The organism is Actinomyces israelii DSM 43320 (assembly GCF_000711965.1).
Taxonomy (GTDB): domain Bacteria; phylum Actinomycetota; class Actinomycetes; order Actinomycetales; family Actinomycetaceae; genus Actinomyces; species Actinomyces israelii.
Genome location: NZ_JONS01000004.1, coordinates 1 through 20,355, shown reverse-complemented (window position 1 = coordinate 20,355; position 20,355 = coordinate 1). Strand labels below are relative to the sequence as shown.

At 65.6% G+C, this 20,355-nt stretch carries 19 protein-coding genes and 2 pseudogenes; 8 read left to right on the top strand and 13 right to left on the bottom strand.

The annotated features are described in order from the left end of the window. Window positions 1-2 precede the first annotated feature (2 nt). From O145_RS02720 to O145_RS02695, 6 genes are read left to right on the top strand one after another with little or no spacing between them, the layout of a single operon-like run. The gene (locus O145_RS02720) at window positions 3-1,424 is read left to right on the top strand and encodes an extracellular solute-binding protein (protein WP_458859317.1); all 1,422 of its coding nucleotides are present in this window, start codon (window positions 3-5) and stop codon (window positions 1,422-1,424) included. Between the two features lie 6 nt (window positions 1,425-1,430). Continuing rightward, window positions 1,431-2,354 (top strand): carbohydrate ABC transporter permease, encoded by a 924-nt coding sequence (locus tag O145_RS02715; RefSeq protein ID WP_043559437.1) that lies wholly within the window; start codon window positions 1,431-1,433, stop codon window positions 2,352-2,354. After that, on the top strand, window positions 2,351-3,217 hold the full coding sequence (locus O145_RS02710; RefSeq protein ID WP_084682325.1) for a carbohydrate ABC transporter permease: 867 nt from the start codon (window positions 2,351-2,353) through the stop codon (window positions 3,215-3,217). Before O145_RS02715 ends, O145_RS02710 begins: the two co-directional genes overlap by 4 nt. Then, window positions 3,214-4,302 (top strand): ABC transporter ATP-binding protein, encoded by a 1,089-nt coding sequence (locus O145_RS02705; RefSeq protein WP_043559434.1) that lies wholly within the window; start codon window positions 3,214-3,216, stop codon window positions 4,300-4,302. Before O145_RS02710 ends, O145_RS02705 begins: the two co-directional genes overlap by 4 nt. Next, the gene (locus O145_RS02700; protein WP_156966571.1) at window positions 4,299-7,130 is read left to right on the top strand and encodes a glycoside hydrolase family 38 N-terminal domain-containing protein; all 2,832 of its coding nucleotides are present in this window, start codon (window positions 4,299-4,301) and stop codon (window positions 7,128-7,130) included. Before O145_RS02705 ends, O145_RS02700 begins: the two co-directional genes overlap by 4 nt. Further along, window positions 7,127-8,422, top strand: coding sequence for a CehA/McbA family metallohydrolase (locus tag O145_RS02695; protein WP_052374577.1), 1,296 nt, complete (start codon window positions 7,127-7,129; stop codon window positions 8,420-8,422). Before O145_RS02700 ends, O145_RS02695 begins: the two co-directional genes overlap by 4 nt. Window positions 8,423-8,519: 97 nt before the next feature. On the opposite strand, the gene O145_RS02690 is transcribed toward O145_RS02695, so the two are convergent. The 4 genes from O145_RS02690 to O145_RS02675 all read right to left on the bottom strand — a co-directional run bounded on the left by O145_RS02690 (window position 8,520) and on the right by O145_RS02675 (window position 12,843). Continuing rightward, window positions 8,520-10,265 carry an SWIM zinc finger family protein gene (locus O145_RS02690; RefSeq protein ID WP_043559431.1) on the bottom strand — a complete coding sequence of 582 codons (1,746 nt, stop codon included), beginning with the start codon at window positions 10,263-10,265 and terminating at the stop codon, window positions 8,520-8,522. A gap of 146 nt (window positions 10,266-10,411) precedes the next feature. Continuing rightward, on the bottom strand, window positions 10,412-10,798 hold the full coding sequence (locus tag O145_RS02685) for a DUF4259 domain-containing protein (protein WP_043559429.1): 387 nt from the start codon (window positions 10,796-10,798) through the stop codon (window positions 10,412-10,414). Between the two features lie 714 nt (window positions 10,799-11,512). After that, window positions 11,513-12,514 (bottom strand): alpha/beta hydrolase, encoded by a 1,002-nt coding sequence (locus O145_RS02680; RefSeq protein WP_052374576.1) that lies wholly within the window; start codon window positions 12,512-12,514, stop codon window positions 11,513-11,515. A 62-nt stretch (window positions 12,515-12,576) separates the two neighbouring features. Further along, complete coding sequence (locus O145_RS02675) at window positions 12,577-12,843, bottom strand: NAD(P)H-dependent oxidoreductase (RefSeq protein ID WP_267489908.1); 267 nt, start codon at window positions 12,841-12,843, stop codon at window positions 12,577-12,579. A gap of 136 nt (window positions 12,844-12,979) precedes the next feature. Between O145_RS02675 and O145_RS18860 the strand changes: the two genes are divergently transcribed. Continuing rightward, window positions 12,980-13,702, top strand: coding sequence for a transposase family protein (locus O145_RS18860; protein ID WP_338072404.1), 723 nt, complete (start codon window positions 12,980-12,982; stop codon window positions 13,700-13,702). Between the two features lie 568 nt (window positions 13,703-14,270). Here O145_RS18860 and O145_RS19515 read toward each other — a convergent pair. From O145_RS19515 to O145_RS02660, 9 genes and pseudogenes are all read right to left on the bottom strand, one after another. Next, window positions 14,271-14,396, bottom strand: coding sequence for a hypothetical protein (locus O145_RS19515; RefSeq protein WP_267489903.1), 126 nt, complete (start codon window positions 14,394-14,396; stop codon window positions 14,271-14,273). A 78-nt stretch (window positions 14,397-14,474) separates the two neighbouring features. Continuing rightward, the gene (locus O145_RS19510; RefSeq protein ID WP_267489902.1) at window positions 14,475-14,603 is read right to left on the bottom strand and encodes a hypothetical protein; all 129 of its coding nucleotides are present in this window, start codon (window positions 14,601-14,603) and stop codon (window positions 14,475-14,477) included. Between the two features lie 80 nt (window positions 14,604-14,683). After that, entirely contained in the window at window positions 14,684-15,061 is a 378-nt protein-coding gene (locus O145_RS19805) for a lasso peptide biosynthesis B2 protein (protein ID WP_411265940.1), read from the bottom strand. 50 nt (window positions 15,062-15,111) lie between these two features. Beyond that, window positions 15,112-15,372, bottom strand: coding sequence for a lasso peptide biosynthesis PqqD family chaperone (locus O145_RS16990; RefSeq protein WP_267489907.1), 261 nt, complete (start codon window positions 15,370-15,372; stop codon window positions 15,112-15,114). Window positions 15,373-15,412: 40 nt separating this feature from the next. Next, a complete protein-coding gene (locus O145_RS16985) occupies window positions 15,413-16,060 on the bottom strand; it encodes an asparagine synthase-related protein (RefSeq protein ID WP_084682321.1) in 648 nt (215 codons plus the stop codon). 270 nt (window positions 16,061-16,330) lie between these two features. After that, window positions 16,331-17,245 (bottom strand): asparagine synthase-related protein, encoded by a 915-nt coding sequence (locus tag O145_RS17895; RefSeq protein ID WP_156966570.1) that lies wholly within the window; start codon window positions 17,243-17,245, stop codon window positions 16,331-16,333. A 429-nt stretch (window positions 17,246-17,674) separates the two neighbouring features. Further along, window positions 17,675-18,424, bottom strand: a complete 750-nt coding sequence (locus tag O145_RS16980) for an ABC transporter permease (protein ID WP_084682320.1) — start codon at window positions 18,422-18,424, stop codon at window positions 17,675-17,677. After that, the gene (locus tag O145_RS02665) at window positions 18,424-19,167 is read right to left on the bottom strand and encodes an ABC transporter permease (RefSeq protein ID WP_043559708.1); all 744 of its coding nucleotides are present in this window, start codon (window positions 19,165-19,167) and stop codon (window positions 18,424-18,426) included. Before O145_RS02665 ends, O145_RS16980 begins: the two co-directional genes overlap by 1 nt. 32 nt (window positions 19,168-19,199) lie before the next feature. Beyond that, window positions 19,200-20,039 (bottom strand): annotated as a pseudogene (locus O145_RS02660) (ABC transporter ATP-binding protein); the annotation flags it as partial. A gap of 112 nt (window positions 20,040-20,151) precedes the next feature. Here O145_RS02660 and O145_RS17890 point away from each other — a divergent pair. After that, window positions 20,152-20,355: pseudogene (locus tag O145_RS17890) on the top strand (IS1634 family transposase); the annotation flags it as partial.

Genomic DNA, 20,355 nt, shown 5'->3' with positions numbered 1-20,355 from the left:
CGATGACAGCGATGACACCGATGACACCGATGACACGGCGCACCGCGCTCACGGGCGCGGCAATGGCGTCGGCATCGCTCCTGCTGGGGGCGTGCGGCTCGAAGAAGCAGTCCGGCCCGGGCTCCGAGACGCTGACCATTATGACCAACGCCATCGCCGGCGGGAAGAACGCAGCGGAGGCCACGTGGATCGAGGAGTGGGTCATCCCGGGTTTCAAGGAGGCCCAGCAGAGCGCCGGGAAGGACGTCGACGTCGTCTTCGAGGCCCAGGGCGTCGACGACAAGGACTACAAGACGAAAGCCGCTCTCGACTTCCAGTCGGGCAAGGGGGCCGACATCGTCGCCCTGGACGGCATCTGGATCGGGGAGTTCGCCCAGGCCGGGTACATCAAGCCCCTCGACGACGTCGCCGGGGAGGCGGCGTCCTCCTGGGACGGGTGGGCGCAGATCCCCGAGACCATCCAGAAGGCCGCCTCCTTCGACGGCAGGCGCTTCGGCGTGCCGCAGGGCGCGGACGGACGGGTGATCTACTACAACAAGAGCATCTTCTCCAGGGCCGGGCTCCCCGCCGCGTGGCAGCCGACGTCGTGGGAGGACATCCTCAGCGCGGCCCGCGCCATCAAGGACAAGGCCGACGGCGTCGTCCCCGTGCAGCTCAACGCGGGCACCGCCATGACCGAGGCCTCCACCATGCAGGGCTTCCTGCCCATGCTCATGGGCACCGGACAGCCCCTGTGGTCCGACGGCGCCTGGGCCGGTGACACCCAGGGCATGAGGAAGGTTCTCGACCTCTACAAGACGATCTACGTCGACGAGGCGCTCGGGGACCCGGTCCTCCAGCAGGAGGCGTCCGGGCGGGACACCTCCTTCCAGGAGTTCGCGGCCGGACGCATCGCCATGCTCTTCGAGGGCGACTACTTCTGGCGCTCGGTGATCAACCCGGCCGAGGGTGTGGGAACCGCCCCGATGACGGACCGGGACACCGCGGTCGGATACGCGAAGATCCCCGCCGTCAAGCCCGGCGCGGGCGTCAACGGGCAGGACTTCGTCTCCATGTCCGGCGGCACCGCCAGGGTGCTCAACCCGGGCTCGTCGAACCCGGGGCTCGCATGGGAGCTGCTCGCCTTCATGAGCTCCGCCGAGGCCTTCGAGGCCCGCGCGGCCGGCACCCTGTCGATCTCGCCGCGAAACGACGTCAATGCGGAGCTGCTCGCCTCCGACCCGATGCTCTCCTTCGTGTCCGAGCAGGTCCTGCCCATCACGTCCTACCGGCCCGGCCTGGCCGAGTACCCGGAGGTGTCCTCCCTCCTGCAGCAGGCGACCCTCGACGTCGTCATGGGCACCGCGGTCGATGACGCCGTGAAGACCTATGTGTCGGGCCTGCAGGGGATTGTCGGCTCCGACGCGGTCAAGAGCGGGAGCTGATCCGCGGTGGCCTCCACAGCGACCGCGGCTCCGGGCGCGCCGAGGCGGGCCCGCAGCCGCGCCGAGGACGTCGCCGGCCTGGGCAGCGTGCGGGCGCTGCTCTTCGTGGCCCCGGCTCTGACCGTCATCGCGCTGTTCCTCCTCTTCCCGGCGGTGTGGACGATCTACCTGGGGCTGACCAGCTACAGGCTGACCGGCCTGGCCGCCTCCAGCACCGACTTCGTGGGGGTCGACAACTACCTGGCGACCCTGCGCGACCCCGCCTTCTGGAGCTCCCTGCGCCTGACGGTGCTGTTCGTGGCCCTGTCGGGAGTCGTCGGGCAGTCCGTCATGGGCTTCGCCCTGGCGTGGTCGACCCGGCGCATCACCGGGTGGGCGCGCACCCTCCTGGAGTCGGTGGTGCTCTCGGCATGGGTGATTCCCGGTTCGGTCGTCTCCTTCCTGTGGATCGCCCTGCTCGACCGGCGCGGGGGAACGCTCAACGCGCTGCTCCACCTTCCGGGCAAGGCATGGCTCATCGAGCACCCGCTGGCGGTCATCATCGTCTTCAACATCTGGTGCGGCACCGCCTTCTCCATGCAGCTGTTCTCCTCGGCCCTGTCCGCGGTGCCGCCCTCTCAGCTGGAGAGCGCGCGCATGGCCGGGGCCTCCGGCTTACAGCAGCTGCGCGACGTCGTCCTGCCCACGATCAGGGGCCACATCCTGACCAACACCCTGATGATCACGTTGTGGACCTTCAACACGTTCACCCCCTACCTGCTCACCGCCGGCGGGCCGGGGCACCGCACGGAGATCATGTCGGTGTACATCTACAAGACGGCGATTCCCGGCGGACAGCTGGGCCGCGGGGCGGCGCTGTCCGTGCTCATGCTCGTCATCAACCTGGTCATCGCCCTGGCCTGCATGAGGGTCGGAAGGAGCCGACGATGAGCTCATCCGCACCCCGCCGCGGCCCTGCGGGCACGCTGGTGGGCGCGCTGCGCAGGACCGCCGGGCGGATCGTCTTCGCCGTCGCGGTCGCCGTGATCGGGGTCGTCTTCGCTCTTCCCCTGGCGTGGCTGCTGGTCGCCCCCTTCGACGCGAGCCCGACCATGTCGGTGAAGTGGCCGCGCTGGACGCTGTCGAGCTTCCACCGCCTGATGGACAACCCCTACGCCCTCGGGTCGATCGTCAACTCCCTGATCATCGCCCTGGGCACGATGGCGGTCGTCATCGCGCTGGGCACACTCGCCTCCTACGCGCTCTCCCGCGTGCGCGTCCCCGGGCGCGACGCGCTCCTGTACGCCATGCTCCTGCTGTCCTCGATCGTCACGGGGACCGCGGCCATGGTGCCCACCTTCCAGCTGATGAACCTCATCGGCCTGATCAACACCCATACCGGGGTGATCCTGGTGCTGGCCGGAGGCCTGCTGCCCACGGTGGTGTTCATCCTCAAGGACTTCATGGACTCGGTCCCCAGGTCCTACGAGGAGTCCGCCCGCCTGTACGGGGCGGGGCCGGGCAGGATCCTCGCCGACGTCGTCATCCCCGTGGCCCGTCCCGGGATCGCCTTCGTGGCGATCTGGGCGGTCGTCCAGGTCTGGGGCAACTTCCTCGTCCCCTACCTGCTGCTGCGCGACCCGGCCGGTCAGCCCGCGGCGGTCCTCATGTACACCTTCTACACCGAGTCCGGGCAGGCAGATCTCAGGCTGATCTCGGTGTTCGCCCTCATCTTCGCCCTGCCCGTCCTCGTCATCTACTTCGTCGTCAACAGGAAGTTCGGCTTCCGCTTCTATGGAGGTATCAAGTCATGACCGCCACGATCGTCATGGAGGGCCTCGTGAAGCAGTACCCCAACGGGGTGCGCGGAGTCGACGGGGTGGACCTGTCCATCGCCGAGGGCGAGTTCTTCGCGCTGCTGGGCCCCTCGGGCTGCGGCAAGACGACGCTCCTGAGGTCCATCGCCGGCCTGGAGAGCATCACCGAGGGGACCCTTCATATCGGCGGGGTCGATATGACCGGCGCCGAGCCCGGGCGGCGGGGTGTGGCCATGGTGTTCCAGGACTACGCCCTCTTCCCCCACATGAATGTGTTGGACAATATCGCCTACCCGCTGCGCGTGCGCAGGGTCGCCAAGGCCGAGCGCCGGCGGACCGCCGCCGACACGGCGGGCAAGCTCTCCCTGGCCGAGCTGCTGGAGCGCAAGCCGGGCCAGCTCTCCGGCGGGCAGCAGCAGCGCGTCGCCCTCGCCCGGGCGATCGCCACCGGGCCCGACGTGCTCCTTCTCGACGAGCCCCTGTCCAACCTGGATGCCCGGCTGCGCCTGGAGGCGCGCACCTTCCTCAAGGAGCTGCAGCGCGACCTCGGCGTCACCTCGGTCTTCGTCACCCACGATCAGGCGGAGGCCCTCGCCCTGGCCGACCGCATCGCCGTCATGCGGGACGGCAGGATCCAGCAGGTCGGCACTCCCCAGGAGGTCTTCCACCGGCCCGCCAACGAGTTCGTCGCCTCCTTCATCGGGTCGCACCCCATGAACCTCAACAGCGGCGTCGTCCGTGAAGGGGCGATCGAGTCCATGGAGGCGCGGATCCCCCTGCCCGAGAACACGAGGCGCGAGCTACCCGATGGGATGAGAGTGACCTGGGGCGTGCGACCCGAGTACGTCGAGTGGTCCGCCGACGCCGTCGCGCACGCCGTGGGCGGCCGGGTGCAGACGGTGGAGAACCTCGGGGCCCAGAACCTGCTCACCATGCGCTCCGGGGAGGGCCGTCTGCAGGCCGTCGTCGGCGAGGACCCGCTGCCCGAGCGGGGCCAGCGGTGCTGGTTCACGTTCCCGAAGGCCAAGACCCTGGTGTTCGGGTCCGATGGCGGCGAGCTCATTGCGGGAGGGCGCCGGTGAGGGCGACGGAAGCAACGGGAGACAGCAGCGCCGGTGCAGCCGACGCCCCCACCGCCATGTGGATCATCCCCCACACCCACTGGGACCGGGAGTGGTACGAGCCCCACGACATCTTCCGCGCCAGGCTGGTGAGGATGATCGACGGCCTGCTGGACCTCCTGGAGCGCGAGGGGGACTACCGCTTCACCCTGGACGGGCAGGCGGCCGCGTTCGAGGACTATCTCGCCATCCGCCCGGAGAACGCCGAGCGGCTGCGCGCGGCGGTCGCCCGCGGACAGCTGGGTATCGGCCCCTTCCTCATCCTCCTGGACGAGTTCTGCTGCGACGGGGAGACCACGGTGCGCAACCTCGAGCTGGGCATCCGCTCCTGCCGCGCCGTGGGGACGGAGATGCGGGTCGGCTACCTGCCGGACATGTTCGGCCACGCCGCCCAGATGCCGCAGGTGCTGCGGGGCTTCGGCCTGGCCGATGCCGCACTGTGGCGCGGCGCGCCGGCCGGGGTGGACCGCGACGCCTTCCGCTGGCGAGCCCTGGACGGCTCCGAGGTCCGGGTGGAGTACCTGTGGGACGGCTACGGGTCCGCCCTGAAGCTCCTGGATCCTCCGGGGAAGCTCGACCGGCTCGTCTCGGACTACCTGGAGGCCAACGCCGGGCGGCTGCGCGGGCGCCCGCCCGCAGGCATGTACGGGACGGACCACATGAGTCCTCGGGAGGACCTGGTCGACCTCGTTCGCGCCCACAACGCCCGCCGCCCCGGGGCGCGGCTGACGGTGGCCACGCTGGGCGAGGTCGTGGCCTCGCGCGCGCACGACCGGGCGAGCCTGGAGGCGCTCCCCCTGGTCGTCGGCGAGATGCGCTCCCACGCGCTGGGCAACATCCTGCCGGGGGTCCTGTCCATCCGGACGAATATCAAGGCGGCGATGGCGGGCGCCGAGCGCGCCCTGACCGCCGCTGAGCGCCTCGACGCCGTCGTCGGGGGCCCCTCCCGACGGGCCCTGCTCGAACGGGGCTGGAGGCTGGTCGTGGAGTCCTCGGCGCACGACTCGGTGACCGGCTGCGGCGTCGATGCGACAGCGGAGGAGGTCGAGACGCGCCTGCACGTCGCCGCCCACACGGCCGGGGGCGCCATCGACATCGCCCTGCCGCGCCTGACGGCAACGGCCCGGCAGGGGGAACTCGTGGCCTTCAACCAGTCGGGGTGGGCGCGCCGCGTCCAGGGCGAGATTGTGCTCGACGGCGCGCCCAACGCCCTGCCCGGAGGCGCCCAGCTCCTCGAGGAGCTTCCCACCGTCATCGGGGACGAGTGGATGCCGGCCTCGGCCGTGCGCCGGGTCCTGCGCAGGATCCACGGCCAAGAGCTCTTCGGCAGGCGCATCCGCGGGTGGTCCTTCCCCGGGGCCGCCGAGCTCGTCTTCGAGGTCGGCCGGGTCAGCGACGAGGACTTCGACCTCGACGACTTCACCGGGGAGCTCGACCGCCGGCTGGCCGACGCCGATCCGCAGCGGCCCTGGCACGTCCGGACCCTGGTCGCCCCATCGTGCAGGGTGCTGGTCGCCGGCCGGGCGGAGGGCACCGCGGCAACGGTGCTGGGCGGGGACGGCGCCGCCGTCGACCATCCGGTCCGCGTGCGCGGGCGGAGCGTGTCCAACGGCCTGGTGCGCATCGACGTCGACGACGACGGCCTGGTGCGCATCGAGGACGTCCCCAGCGGCCGGGCCATCAGCCGGGCCCTGGCCGTCGTCGACGAGGGCGACCGGGGGGACTCCTACAACTTCGGGCCCGTCGGCTCCGGGGCGGTCGCCGCGCCGGTGAGAACGCGGGTGGTGGTCGATGAGCCGGGGCCCCTGCGGGCGCGCGTCCTCGTCCGGCGCACCTACCGCCTGCCGGAGGGGCTGGACGCCACTCGCTCGGCCCGCTCCGGGGCCCTGCGCGACCAGGTGGTCGACCTGCGACTGGAGGTCCGGGAGGGCGAACGGTTCGTGCGCGTGCGCGCGTCCCTGGTCAACGAGGTCGGCAACCACCGGCTCAGGCTCCATGTGCCCACCCTCGCACGGGATCTCGACGGCTCGGTGTCCGCGGGACAGTACGGCGCGACCCGGCGCGGGCGCACCGGCGAGGGCGGGTGGGGGGAGTACCCCCTGCCGACCTTCCCCGCCACGCGCTTCGTCCACGCCGGCGGGGTCGCGGTCCACACCCGCCGGCTCATGGAGTACGAGGTCGTCACTCCCCCGGGCCCGGGCCCCACGGAGTCGGACGGCGCGGGGCGGCCCGACGAGATCGCCCTGACGCTGCTGCGCGCCGTCGACCTGATGAGCGTCAACGTGCACCCGCTGCGCGAGGAGCCCGCCGGGTCCGAGTGCCCCGTGCCGGGCGCCCAGTACCTGGGAACGAGGGTCGAGACCGACCTCGCCGTCGACCTGTCGTGCCCGGCGTGGGACGACTCCAAGATCGTCCGGCACTCCGACATCTTCCGCTTCGAGCCCGTCGTCGCGCACGGTGCCGCACGCGACGGGGAGGAGGCAGCGGAGGCCGTCGGGCCCGTGGTGGCCACCCTCGGGCGCGTCGCGCTGGAGTCCCTGCGACGCCTCGACGACGGCGCCCTGGAGGCCCGTTTCGTCAACTACCACCACCACGCCGAGCCGCTGCGGGCCCGGATGGCGGGAGAATGGGACAGGACGGACCTGACGGGAGCGGTCCTCCAGAAGAGGATCGACCCGTGGGACCTGCCCGTCCCGGCGTCGTCGATCCTCACCCTGCGCACCCCGGGGAAGGCGACGGCCCCGAACAACATTCCGAAAGACGCTCCGACGGGCAAGGAGGACCAATGACAGTTCTGCGGCGCATGACCGCCCACCTGGGTCTGGTCGACCAGGCCGAGGACCGCTACCCCCGTCTCCCCTTCGAGGTGCCGGCCGGCGCCGAGTCCATCGGCGTGACCATGGATGTCGCGAAGCCGGGCGCGGCCGGCGAGGGCGCCGTGATCGACCTGGGCCTGCTGGGCCCCGACGGCCTGCGCGGCTGGTCCGGAGGGGCGAGGACCTCCTACGTGGTCGAGCGCGACGACGCCACTCCCGGCTACCGCCCGGGCCTGGAGGAGGGGATCTGGGCGGTGCTGCTGGGGCTGCACCAGGTGCCCGCGCAGGGCGTGGACGTCACCGTCACGGTGGTCTCCCCCGCCCCGGGGCACCCGGACCACGGCCCGCGGGAGGCCCCCGCCCCGCGCCTCCTGCGGGGCTCCGACCGGGGCCTGCCCGCCCCCGGGGGCCTGACCTGGTACGCGGGGGACCTCCACAACCACAGCCTCCACTCCGACGGGGACCTGTCGCTGTGGGAGCTGGCGAACGAGGGCGTCAGGTCCGGGCTGGACTACCTGGGCTGCACCGACCACAACACCACCAGCCACCACCCCCATCTCGCCTCCGTCTCGCGCCGCCACGGCATCACCCTGGTGCCGGGGCAGGAGATCACCACCCACCGCGGGCACGCCAACGCCTGGGGCGAGATCGGCGTCATCGACTTCCGCGACGACGCCCGGACGTGGGTGGAGGAGGTCGAGCGGCGCGGCGGCCTCATGTCGATCAACCACCCCGTCTCAGACGACTGCTCGTGGCTGCACCCCCTGGAGCGCATGCCGCCCGGGGCGGAGCTCTTCCACGGCACCTGGTACCGGAACCTCACGGACACCTCGGTCCTGGCCTGGGCGGCGATGCTGGGCAGGAGTGTCGTGGTCCTAGGCGGCGGGGACTTCCACAACCGCTCGACTCCCCTGCGCCCGGGGATGCCCACGACGTGGGTCGCGGCCGAGGAGTGCAGTCCGGAGGCCCTCCTCGAGGCAATGGCCGCGGGCCGGACCACGGTGACCGCAAGCGCTCGCCGCATCCACGACGGCGAGGCCCGCCCCGTCCTGCTCGAGGCTCCCGCCCTCGTGCGCCTCGGCGGCGTGGACGGGCACGACGCGGATGATCTCATGGCCGTGGACGCGGCGGGGACCGTGCTCGTGGACCGGCTCGGTGGGCGCCTGGTGATCCGGGAGGAGGACCAGGTGGTCCGGGCGCCGGGAGGCCGGGGGCCCTACCGGCTGGAGACCGCCGAGCGGTGGGTCCTCGCCCTGTCCGCCTGAGGCGGGTCTCCCGGCCGCGCCGCCGCGTCGAGGGCCTGCAGCAGGTTCGGGATGTGCGGCGCGTGCCGGGCTCCGGGGGCAGGCGGGCCGCCGGTCCTCACAGACCCGCGCGGTCGAGCTCGTCGCGCACGGTCGGGCGGTGCCGGTAGGTCTCCCGCAGGTCGTCGACCCAGGCGTTGAAGGCTCTCAGGTGCCGGCCGGCGTGCTGGTCGTCCGCCGTGACGGCGATCCGCCGCATGCAGGAGGCCATGGCGACCGCCTGCTGGGCCGAGGGCCGACCGGTCTTCCGCAGGACCTCTTTGACGCGGTGACGGTACAGGTCGATGGCGTCGTCGGGGCGGGGCTGGGGCTCGGCGTCGGCGAGGGCCTGCCAGGTGCAGTCCGCGCCCCAGCGGTCCGCGGCCGCCCAGGCGCGGTCGACGTCGTCGATGTGCAGGGCGAGGGTGATGACCGTGTCCCCGGTCCGCCAGTCCTGGCTCTCGGCCCACTCGAGGGCGGCCCTCTGCTCCTCCTCCCGGCGGTCGAGCCGCTCGGCTGTGGCGAGGAGGAAGTCGAGGGTCTCCGGCGTCGGGCTGGAGCGGAACAGGCCGCGGGCGAGGGCGAGGGCGTCCTCGCTGCGCCCGTCCTCCAGGTAGAGGTCGACGGCGCGAGCGGGGTCGACCTCGTAGGAGGTGCCGGCTGCGGCCCAGTAGCGGAGGTTGGCGCCGATGACCTGGGAGTCGGCGACGGCGCAATCGAGGCAGGCCATGGCCTCGCGGCGCCGGCCGGCGGCCAGGAGCCGTTCGATCATGGCCGCGTACCGGGGGCGTGCGCCCCCTGAGAGCAGGTCGATGGCGCGGTCGACGTCGTCATCGTGGTCGGCCAGCTTGAGGAGCATGCCGGTCAGCTCGTAGTCCCGGGCCCGGCCCTCGTCGCCGGCCTGCCTTGCGGCGGCGTTGACAATGCGGCGGTACTCGGCCAGTCCCTCCTCCCCGAGCGCGGGGAGGAAGTCGTTCAGGGCGATGTTGGGCCATCCCGGTGAGGTGAGCCGGAAGTCGGCGAGCCAGAGGCCGAGCTCGGCGCCGTCGGGGTTCCCCTCGCAGCAGGCCCGCGCATAGAGGTCGATGGCACTCTGGCACGTGTTCGACACCGCGCCGCTGGAGTCGTCGATGCTGTTCTCGAGCTGCGCGCGCAGGCGGGTCGCGATGTGCAGGAGGGCGGGGGCCGCGCTGTCGGCTCCCTCGGGGTTGTCCAGAAGGGGCTCGAGCTCGTCGAGGAAGTCGTTGATCTCACCGGCGTAGGCGTCGGCCTCGTAGTAGTCGAGGACATCGTGTATGGAGGTCAGGGACCGGGCGGTTGCCATGAGCTCAATGTCGTCGGCATCGGCGGCGTCGGCGCCGTCCAGGGCGAGACCGGCCGCGTTCTCCAGGGCGCGGAGCGCGTCGGGGCTGGCTGAGGCGAGGGTGAGGACAAGGTCGCGCAGCTCCTCGTCGTACAGGCCCTCCAGGTAGGTCTCGACGGCGGTGGCGGACTCGGGCGTCAGGGCCGTTGCGGCCGGGCGGTCGGGGACGATGATGGTGTCGCGCGCATGGCTGAGGGCGGTCAGTCCGACCGCGACCATGTGCTCGCAGAATCCGTGGTCGGGGAAGTACGGGCACGTGCAGGTGCCGTCGATGCCGTCGCCGCGCCAGGTCAGGCGCACGTCGTGGGAGACGGTGCTGGTGACCGTTGCGGTCGTGCCGCCGGTGGAGGTGCTGGTGATGGAGACGTCGTCGATGCAGTCCTCGCCGCGCTCGTACACGGCGTCGCCGGCGGCGTCGAGCAGCGCCGTCTCGCTCAGGGCCCCGTCCAGGATGATTGCCATGCGTCAAGCGTCGCAGGCCGGCGGTGGGCGGGCAAGGAGCGGCTCCGTGTCAGGACGTCCCGGAGCGGCGGGGCCGGTGGGCCCTCGGCTGGCTCTCGGCCGGCTGGGGCGCCGTCGGGCCGGGTCGCGGCGGACCACCAGAGCCCTCAGCCCAGGCGCTCCAGGGCGGCCCGGGCGCCGCTCAGCCAGGGCTCCAGCTCGCCGGCCTCCTCCCAGAGCTCGTAGAGCTCGGAGTGGTCGGCGTCGGAAAGGACGCGACGCGCCTGCGCCGCGATGAGGGCCACCCGCTCAGGCGTGAACAGCGGGGCCAGGGGCGCGAGATCGAGGCCGTCTACCGGGGAGGGGTCGCCACCGTGCAGGGCCGCGGCGATCTCCACCAGCGCCAGGGCGTACTGGCCGCTGTCGGCCTCGACGTACTCCTGCCCCTCGTGCGACCATCCGAGCGAGTCCCAGGTGAAGGTCCCCGACCGCAGGTCCGCCACGAGGTCCAGCGCCCCGTCGTTCTCGAAGGTCCCAGTCCCCCATGCTCCCATGAAGGCGAGCGTAGCCGACGCGCTCCATCGCCGTTGCCCGGCCGCCTCCTCGTCGGGCTCGGCGGAGGAGCTCCTGCGCGGGATCGTCGCATGAGTTCGCTACTCCCGAGCTGCCACCCTGCCGCCGCCGTCTCCGCCGGCCTGCGCAGCAATCTGTGCGACCTGTGCGGGACTCCTGTCGCTGACTGCTAAGGGCGACGAGGGAGGCGTCATCGACTGCGCCGCCCGGGCCAAGCCGTCCGCCGCAACCGAATCAGGCGCCTCCCGGGGCGACGGTGAACGAAGCGTCTGCCCCGCACTACCTCGAATTCACCGTCTGCTACGGCATCCGCGGCTTACTAGAGCGCCCTGCGGATGCGCGCTTGCAGGGCACGCCCCAGGAGTGAGGCCGGACGATTGATTCCGGGGGAGGTGAGCAGGCCGGGAGCCCAACGTCAACGGAGGTTCATCGCGTGAACGCGCCTTTCTCTCATCCTTCTGACCTCTAGCCCCAGTAAGATGCGAGAAGGGTACGTTCACGCGGGAAAGGTACGTCCGCATTCTCCCACGTCCCGGGCGGACGACTGGCCGCGCTGCCCCCGGCAGCCTTTTCTTACCGAGATCGGTTCACCTTCCGTGGCGAGGTCGGTCCGAGGAGTCCGGCAGAGCACCTGGCGAACGCCAACCGGATGCAGGCCGATAGCACGCCCGACCCCGGAGGCAATCATCCAAGGGCTACAGGTAGCGTTCGAAGAACTCGATCAGCTTGTCGGCCTCCTGGGTGACGTAAGGCTCTTTCCAGTAGGTCTCGATGTGGGTGGCGCCGTCGATCAGGAAGCGCTCCTTGTGGCTGACTCCGGTGGCCCTGTCGAAGACGGCGTCGGTCATGTAGCGGGTGTCGGCGTCCTTACCGGCGATCATCAGCAGCGGCTGGCTGATCAGCTCAGCCTGGTTCTCAGCGTCGAAGGCCATCAGGTACATCAGGCTGCTGGTGGTGTAGCGCGGAGTGGCGTTGGGGTGGAAGTGGGTCATGCCGTAGTAGACCGTGCCGTCGCGGTACAGACCGGCGGGGATGTCCTCGAGCTGCTCCTGGGTCAGCTTCAGCCGCTGCGAGATGTGGGTGCCGGTGTACTCCACCTGACCGGTCAGCTCCTTGGCGCGGGCCTGCGCCGCCTGCTCCAGGCGCTCGGCGATGGTGTCCACCTGGGCGTCAAGGAATCCGTTGCGGCGGACGCGGCCGCTGTTGAACATGCTGACGGTGGCCACCGCCTTGATGCGCTTGTCGGTCTTGACCGCCTGGATGGTGTAGCCGCCACCCCCGCAGATACCAAGAGCACCGACGCGCTGGGCGTCGACACCGGGGTAGCCGCTGATGAAGTCGACCATCGCCCGGATGTCCTCAACCCGGTTGGCCGGTCGATCAGTCTGGCGCGGCGTGCCGCCGGAGGCGCCTTGGTAGGCGGCGTCAGCGGCAATGGTGATGAAGCCGTGCTCAGCCAGCTTCTGGGCGAACAGCCCGGCTACCTGCTCCTTGACCCCGCCGTTGGGATGGGCCACCACCACCGCCGGATACCCGGCTGTGGCACTACTGGCGCTGTGGCCCGCCGGGGTGTAGACATTGGCCGCGATATCAACACCATTGCTGGTGGCGTAACCGGCCGGATGAATATTGACCTGGCCGGGCAGGTTCTCGGTGATCGCGCCCCGGTAGACCAGGCCGAACTGATTATCTGACATAATGTGCTCCACATATGAGATGAGATTTACTATTACTGCGCCATGACGGCATCGCCTGGGAACTATGTGGCACTGCGCAGCAGGGCATTGACCTGCCTGATCGAGGCCGCATCCGAGGCGATGCCGACCAGCCGCATCCCCATCACCTCGGCGAACCGCCTCATCATATACTCCATCTGCGCCACCGACTCCGGCGTCGGGCCGCTCCCCTGAAAGAAGAAGACGAGGCGCTTCCCGGAAAGGTCCGGCATATTCTGTGACAACCGCTCCAGCAGCACTTTCAGCGAACCGCTGACCGTGTGCCAGTAGACCGGAGTGCCGAAGACAATGAAGGTTATTCAAGCGTGGATATAAAGAATGGGGCTCGGCGTGTTGGCCAGGTGACGACTCGTTGACCTGAGAGAATCAAGTTGCAACATAGAACCTTCTCAGGAAAACATAGAACCTTCTCAGGAACGAGACATCATGATCAAGGGTATCACAGGCCTGGACAGGGTACAGATAAGCAGGCTGGTGGAGCCGGTGCTGGGCGACAGCGAGATCGCCCTGGCGCCACGAGTCCTCAGCCCACTGGCAGCCGTACGGGCCACTTTGATGTATCTGCGCACCAACGCCTCCCAGGCCGGGATCGCCGATATCATGGGCGTGTCCCAGCCCACGATCTCGCGGACGATCTCGGTGATCACCCGGATCATCGCCGGGGCCCTGGGGCCCCTGCCGGCGACCGCGGAGGAGATCCCCCACGCCGGCGCGTACATCATCGATGGGACCCTCCTGCCGTGCTGGAGCTGGAAGGACCAGCCCGACCTGTGGTCGGGCAGGCACAGGCGCACCGGTATGAGCCTGCAGGTGCTGGTCAGCCTCACCGGGCACCTGCGGTGGGCCTCGGACCCCCCGCCCGGGGCCACCCGCGACTCCAAGGCCATCACCACCTCCGGCGTGCTCGAGCAGATCGCCCCCTCCTGCTGCATCGCCGATAAAGGCCACATCGGAACCGGGGTTGTCACCCCTGTAAGAAATCTCCTAACGGCGAGCCCACCCAGGCCCAGAGACAGGCGAGCAAGGCCCTGGGCAGAATCCGCTACGTCGTGGAGAGAGCCATCGCGCACATCAAGGCCTGGAAGATCCTGGCCCACGACTACCGACGACCCCTGCATACCTTCAAATAAACCATCACAACCACACTAGCCCTTTACACCTGCACCAACCCCTGAATAACCTTCATTGTCATCCTTCTCGAGCCCGTCCGTTTCGACAACGGCTGGCGCTCGTCAGGTCCGTCAGGCGGCGCTGACAACGGAAGCGTAGCACTGACCCCCTACAATCCCTAACACCCGTTGGAATTATGGCTGGAATTATGGAGTGAGTGGTTTTCTCGGACAGTGGGGACCCAGTGTCCGAGAAAAACCACTCACTCCAGTACTCCTGGCCGAGACACCGGGGAGGACCCCCACCACCGCCCACCCGACCTCCCACGCCCGGACCGACCCCCACCACCAGACGCTCAGGACCCTCCATACAGGCGAGTATACGGGGCGGGCACGTCTCCCACGCTGGCAGCAAGAGACTCAAACGAGCCGCGCCGCTAAAAATAGTGAAAATAATTTAAAATCGCATCAAAGACGCCGCTCCGCTGAAGCGAGTCTCGCCTACAGCATGTGCCGCCCCAGCGGAGGCCGGCGCCTCTAATTCTGACCTTCCGTCGGAGAATTAGAAAGCCAGAGTGTCAGCAACGTACTGACAATCGCAATCGCCACTAGCCCTCGTACGACCAGTCACGCAAGAACAGCACGTACTCGGTGTACGGGCCGAACCACTCTCCCGTCCGCTGGGCGAACTCTCCAATCCTCTCGATCACGGGGCTCTCGTAGGTCTTCTTCATAACCAACACCTCCTTCCGCCAATCATCGTCGTCGAAAACAAGAAAACAAGACGGTTTTCCAACACCTGAGTTTCGAGATCACCAAGGCCTGAAAGGCACATCCGCAATCAGCCACCACCCCTCGCGAGCGGCGCCAAGTCCGAAACCGGTCAGCGAGTTGAACTTACCGAGCGCAACCACTGAAGGCTCCATGTACTCCTTCATCACGACACATCACCTCCTCTCTAAACATAACGTGCAACCAATATCATCCTCTCTGAAATCAGAAAGGAGCTCATACAGTTCCTCTAAGCATCGACCCTCGACGACTCCGGAACCTTGAAGAACGCCTTGAAACTATCGACTGTGAATGGTTCATCTACCACGCGCCCTTCTGCTTCCACCCAGGCATGAGCAGCAAATGGCGGGACCACGGCGACTCCAACACACCACACCGGAACGTACCCCTTCCATCTGCACACCAACAGCACCGTAACCGAGCGGATCAAACACGCATCAGATCCTCGGCATAGAGAACTGGAAGACAGAACCGCATCCCGCACTTTCTGAACCTCAAAATATGAGCCAAGCCGTACCCCCGAGCAGAGCCTCGCCAACCTCGTTCGGAGTACTGTCGGACTCGATCGAACCATCAACCGCGCCAGTGAGACGAAAACCAGAATCACAAATCTATCTAGTGCTCTCAACCTAGCAACCGAGACCGGTCGAACCTGGCTCACAGCAAGCCTCCTTGCTTTAGAGTCTGAGAAACTGATTTGACATCCTCAAACGCTTTCTGTTCATCCACATCGTACTCAGACGCCAACGCGCTTGCCGCCTCACTCTCGGTGCCGCCACCCTCAAGAATATCGAGCACCAGCGATGCCGACCCATTTAACCGCCAATACATCCCACTTTCCAGATCGAGGGCGACATCGCCATAGCCTGTAGACACCCGTATCACCTTTCGCTTGTCGTCGTGATTTCGTGATCTCATCATGAACCGCCAGTCCTTCGCTTAGAGATACGTTGATTTCTCAGTACAAACCATGCGAATGCAGATTTCTCAGAAAAAGTCCTATATTGATGGCGGAAATGATAGAACCCGGCGGGCCGTCAGTCATGCTGGGAGCCGCTTCTCGCTGAAGTATTTCCTTGTTCACAAGCCCCGTGCCAAAAAGACCAGAATCTTCCAAGATCTCCATGACCTCACGGGCGTTGCCCCAGTATCCCCTAATAACCTGAGGGGACCCCCCTACCTTAGTAGTCCGGTGAAGGTAGTCGTCGGGCAGGAATCCCATCATGGCCTGCTTCATCAATGGCTTCCATTCCAGAGGACCATCTCGTTCCTCATACCGAACGGCAAGCACCGCCTCCACAACGCGATCATCCAGCAAAGGCGCCTCGTAGGAAACCCCACAGCAGTCTCCAACAATCTGGGTATTGCGGACCACGCGCCCCGCCTCAAGAATACTCAAACGGTCAAAATGCCCAGCTCGATCTGATGCAAGCGGACAATCCGCTTCTGCTGCCTCCAGAAAACTATTACGCAAGAGTTCTCGCGCCTCCGAAGTCAACCAAGAGGGAAACTGCGGCGGAACAAACCAAGAGTCGACCCGGACCCTTAAACCTGCTTCGCCATCATGATGAAAATCCTTTAGGCCTCCTGAGGCAAGATCTTTCAACCATTGACCGTACGATTATCGATTAAGTAGCTGTCTCAGCAACGAACATCGTCCGTATGCCTTCAGATCAGGGTCTGCACAAATTCTCCGCCAAGCAAATAAAGGCTTATTTCGTGCCAGTGTATGATTCCATACCGGAACCCCGCGTAACAAATGATCACCACCCGCACCATTAAGATGCATGCCTATCTGACTCTCCGCATCAAATTCGAGCGTGTATTGCATACGTGGCGCGGCGAGGGGAACCTGCGACGGTTCGTCGAAAACTATTTACATGTCGCGCAATCCGCCAAAGAATTGCGGAGCATCATCAATCGACTGAACTACATGGGCTTCGATCTCCGGCATGCTTACGATAGCTTTACGGGCCCAGCTCAGATCTTCTCTGCCTCCGGGGTCATCATTGAAATAGGTAACTGCGGTCGTTCGCCCCAACGTCGAGGAGAGATAGCAAATTGGAGTTGAGTCCAAACCTCCGGACAGGTCACAGGCAATATGATCAAATCCGACCCTTCTTGCCCCCACCGCCCTTGCCAATTCATCTCTAAGAAGTTCGGCCCCCTCCTCTCTTCTTAGGCGCGCCCCCGGTCTATTCCACCATTTTGCGCTCCGAAGGCACCCGTTCTTATCAACCAACAGGTACGTGCCACCAGGACAAGAAGATATCTGCTCCCACATCGGTCGGTCCGCAAGATGCTGGTCGGGAACGCTGGAAATTAGCTTCAACGCCAGCGCGGATCGATCTATCCTAGAGCGGCAGATGCTCGCGAGCATATCCGCCCTGTCAGAGATCAAAGGCATCCCGTTGACCTGACACGTGAAGAGACGGTATGTCTGGAACACCGGCCCGAAGGCAATAATGCTCTCCTCTCTGGAGGCGATAACAACGAAATTGCCGGCAATGCCATGTGTCAACACCGGTAGATCCGTAATAGTCTTCATCTTGCGAAGAATCTGCTCGAGTTGTCCAATATCCGCACTGCTGGATCCGATAACAACGATCTGCGTGTTCCGGTCTCTGGCATAGACAAGGCGACGCCCCAAAAGGCGTCCTACGACCCACGGTCTACCAGATGCATGATCGAACCGAACATACCCAGGACTCGAATAATCGGATTCGACAGGAATTGCCTCGGAATTACCATGATCCGGCAATACCAGCACGTAACTGCTCGGCTGCCACATTATACTTCACCTTCCTGCCTTCGTGCAGTTAATCGATATCGGAGGTCACTCGAACGAACAAGTCAGAATCTGCAGCTCGAGGACACAGTGAATACGCAAGACCTGCCAGCATGGAATACTTTCCATTGAATGCTTCGATTTTCCGCGCCGAGGCCTTGCGATGCAAAGCTTTCTCAGGACCTCGCCCATATCATTAGGTATCCTATGGCTTGTTCTTCAAAAGTTCTCCTATATAAAACGGCATTGCGTTTCTCCGACGCCCCAGCCTGATTATCTGTGTTTACGATCATTACCGCAATTAACATTCCTCTCCATCCGCACCGGCGATCAAAATCGCCAAATAATTCTGCGTCTCCCGCAAGACCAGTAGACCAAAGGACGAGACCGCCTGACGCCATCAATAGTTTTCACTGCACACCTGCACCAAACTCATATCCGCGCATCTGTCCGCTCGAGGATCAACGATGTCGCGGCTAAGAGGCAAAACGTGATAATTGTCGAGATACTTATCGTGAAGAAAACACTGGTTCTTGTGATTTCTTGGGCGGCGAAAGAAATTGCGGCTCCCCCTGATACTGCCCCCATCTGGGTGGCTTGAGTTGCGAACGCGTGGGGAAGTATCCATACTCCCGGGACGCGCATGAGCAGGAGGAGGGTGCCTATGCCTGTGAGAACAAGTCCCACAGCGACAGGAAGTGCGAACGAACGGGTCATCGAGGAGAGGGCGGATTGCAGGGCGCAGACCGGAGCGCAAGAAATCGCAATGAGCAGCCCCGCCATTAGATACCGCACGGGGAAAAACCCGGAGAGGTCAAGCACAAGGATGCCTGCACCAATGACAGAACAAACGAGGACCAGTTGCATCACGATTGCGAGCAACCAGATAGCCGCTCCCTTCCCGACGACGATGCGCCAGGCCCGTACAGGCGCGCTCATCAGCGCATTCCAATTAGAGCCCTGATGCTCCACGCGCCAGACGAGCGATGAGAGAACCGCAAGGCTTACCGGGAGAAGGGCCATGCCGTAGAATCCGACCGATCGGATCCACAGGAGTTGCCAGCTCTCGGGTTTCACGAAGACGCATGCACTGAGAACCGATGCCGTTGGAACGAATCCGACCACTGCCCAGCTCGTAGACCGTCGTAGTTTGAGAAGCTCTGTGACAACTGATTCTTTCATTACATCTCCATCTGGTCCAGGCGCAAAGTCGCACCCATGAAGAGCGCCCCGCCTATGACGGAGAGGATTAGAAGGCTCGCCGGATGCATGCTGAGCGGAACGATATCAGAGTTAACGAAGTCCCCTGGAATCACTAGACCGTAAGCCGTCCACGGAGTGAGGTGACGCACCCATATGGGCATGGCCTGGGAAAATGTGGCCAACAGGATTCCGATGATTCCCACGGCCATTGGCCCCAATTGGTTCTCAGTCCTCGCCGATATCAGCAACTGCACGCCCAAGACGCCGAGATTCACCACGATGAGCGAGATGACAAGACCCGACAGTCGAGCGACAGGAACCGGATAGGCAACCCCGGCTGCCGTCCCGAACACCACTACGAAAGCTCCCCAGAATATGGGCATGCTTGGTATAATGAGTCCCAGGGCGATGAACTTCGCCCGACACAGTTGTCCGGGTCCGGCACCTGCGGCTGACGATGACGTCCACGAGCTGCCGGAGTACTCGATCTCAACCTGGCGGCTTGCCAGGATTGCGATAAGGAGGGGCCCGGACAATTCGACGGATGAGTGAAGACTGATCAGGAGAAGATTCCATGCATGCTCATTGGAGTCCAACCGGTGTTCAGCCAGTCCCGAGTTCATGGCGCCTATGACAGTGAGTCCGACAACTCCGAGCAGCAGGAGGGCGGCAATCACTCCGACCCGCAGATGATGCATCTTCGCGTATTCGTTGCGCAGCATACGAGTACCGAAGGTCAAGACCTTTAAGGTACTCACAGTCCCCCTCCCCGGGTAAGGGCCATAAATACGGCTTCGAGGCTCTGCTCCTCCTGGTAGATAGAGTACACGTCGATACCCGCATCGACGAGACTCGCAACCACCCGTGCCGTGCGCCTCCGGTCGAGGCCGGATACCCGGAGTACATCACCCTCATGGGCCAGCGGCGCAGAACCGGCGATGCGCTCGGCGGCCAGGGCAGGGTCCGAGCACTCTACGAGAGTGTCCGGAGCGGCGGCGCTCATCAATTCAGTCCGTGACCCCTGGAAGAGCAGCCGCCCCCGAACAAGAATTCCGAGCACGTTGGCAGTTCGATCGATTTCGCCGAGAAGATGAGAGGAAACCATGACCGTGATTCCGTCCGATACCAATCGGCGCATGAGCCTGCGGATCTCCTCGATCCCCGCGGGGTCCAGACCGTTAGTGGGCTCGTCCAGAATCAGTAGCGAAGGACGGCGAACCAGCGCCATGGCTATACCCAGGCGCTGCTTCATCCCCAAAGAGTAGTCGCGCACCTTCTTGTCCATGTGACTAGCCATGTGCACCGCGGAGACGGCGTAGCTCACATCCTCCTCGTCAAGACCGAGCAGTCTTTGAATAATTCGCATGTTCTCGGCGCCGGTGAGATGACTGTAACCCGGCGGCGACTCGATCAGGGACCCAATATGGGCAAGGTGCTGTTGCCGCGATCGGCGAGTCATTGGTTCGCCGTCGATGAGAATCTGCCCCGCTGATGGCCTCACCAGGGACAAGATCATTTTCATTGTCGTGGACTTCCCGGAACCATTCGGGCCCAGGAATCCATAAACAGAACCGCGAGGAACTCTCAGGTTCAGACCTGACTCGTGACACTTTGGTGGGGTCTGGGTTTTGAGGTGGGTTTTTCGTTGGTATTCCGTGGTGGTTGTGGGTGTGCTGGCACACTAAGGGGCCGGTAGGGTGGGGGTGGTGAGCCCGTTTCTGCGTAAGGTCAAGACAGCCTCAGGGGCGATGGCGGTGCAGATCGCGGTCAAGGAAGGGCGCCGGGACAAGGTGATCGAGCACCTGGGATCGGCCCACACCGAGGCCGAGCTGGCTGCTCTGATGGAGATCGGCCGGCACCGCATTGCCCCGGACCAGTTGACCCTGGAGCTGACTCCCACGCCACCTGCG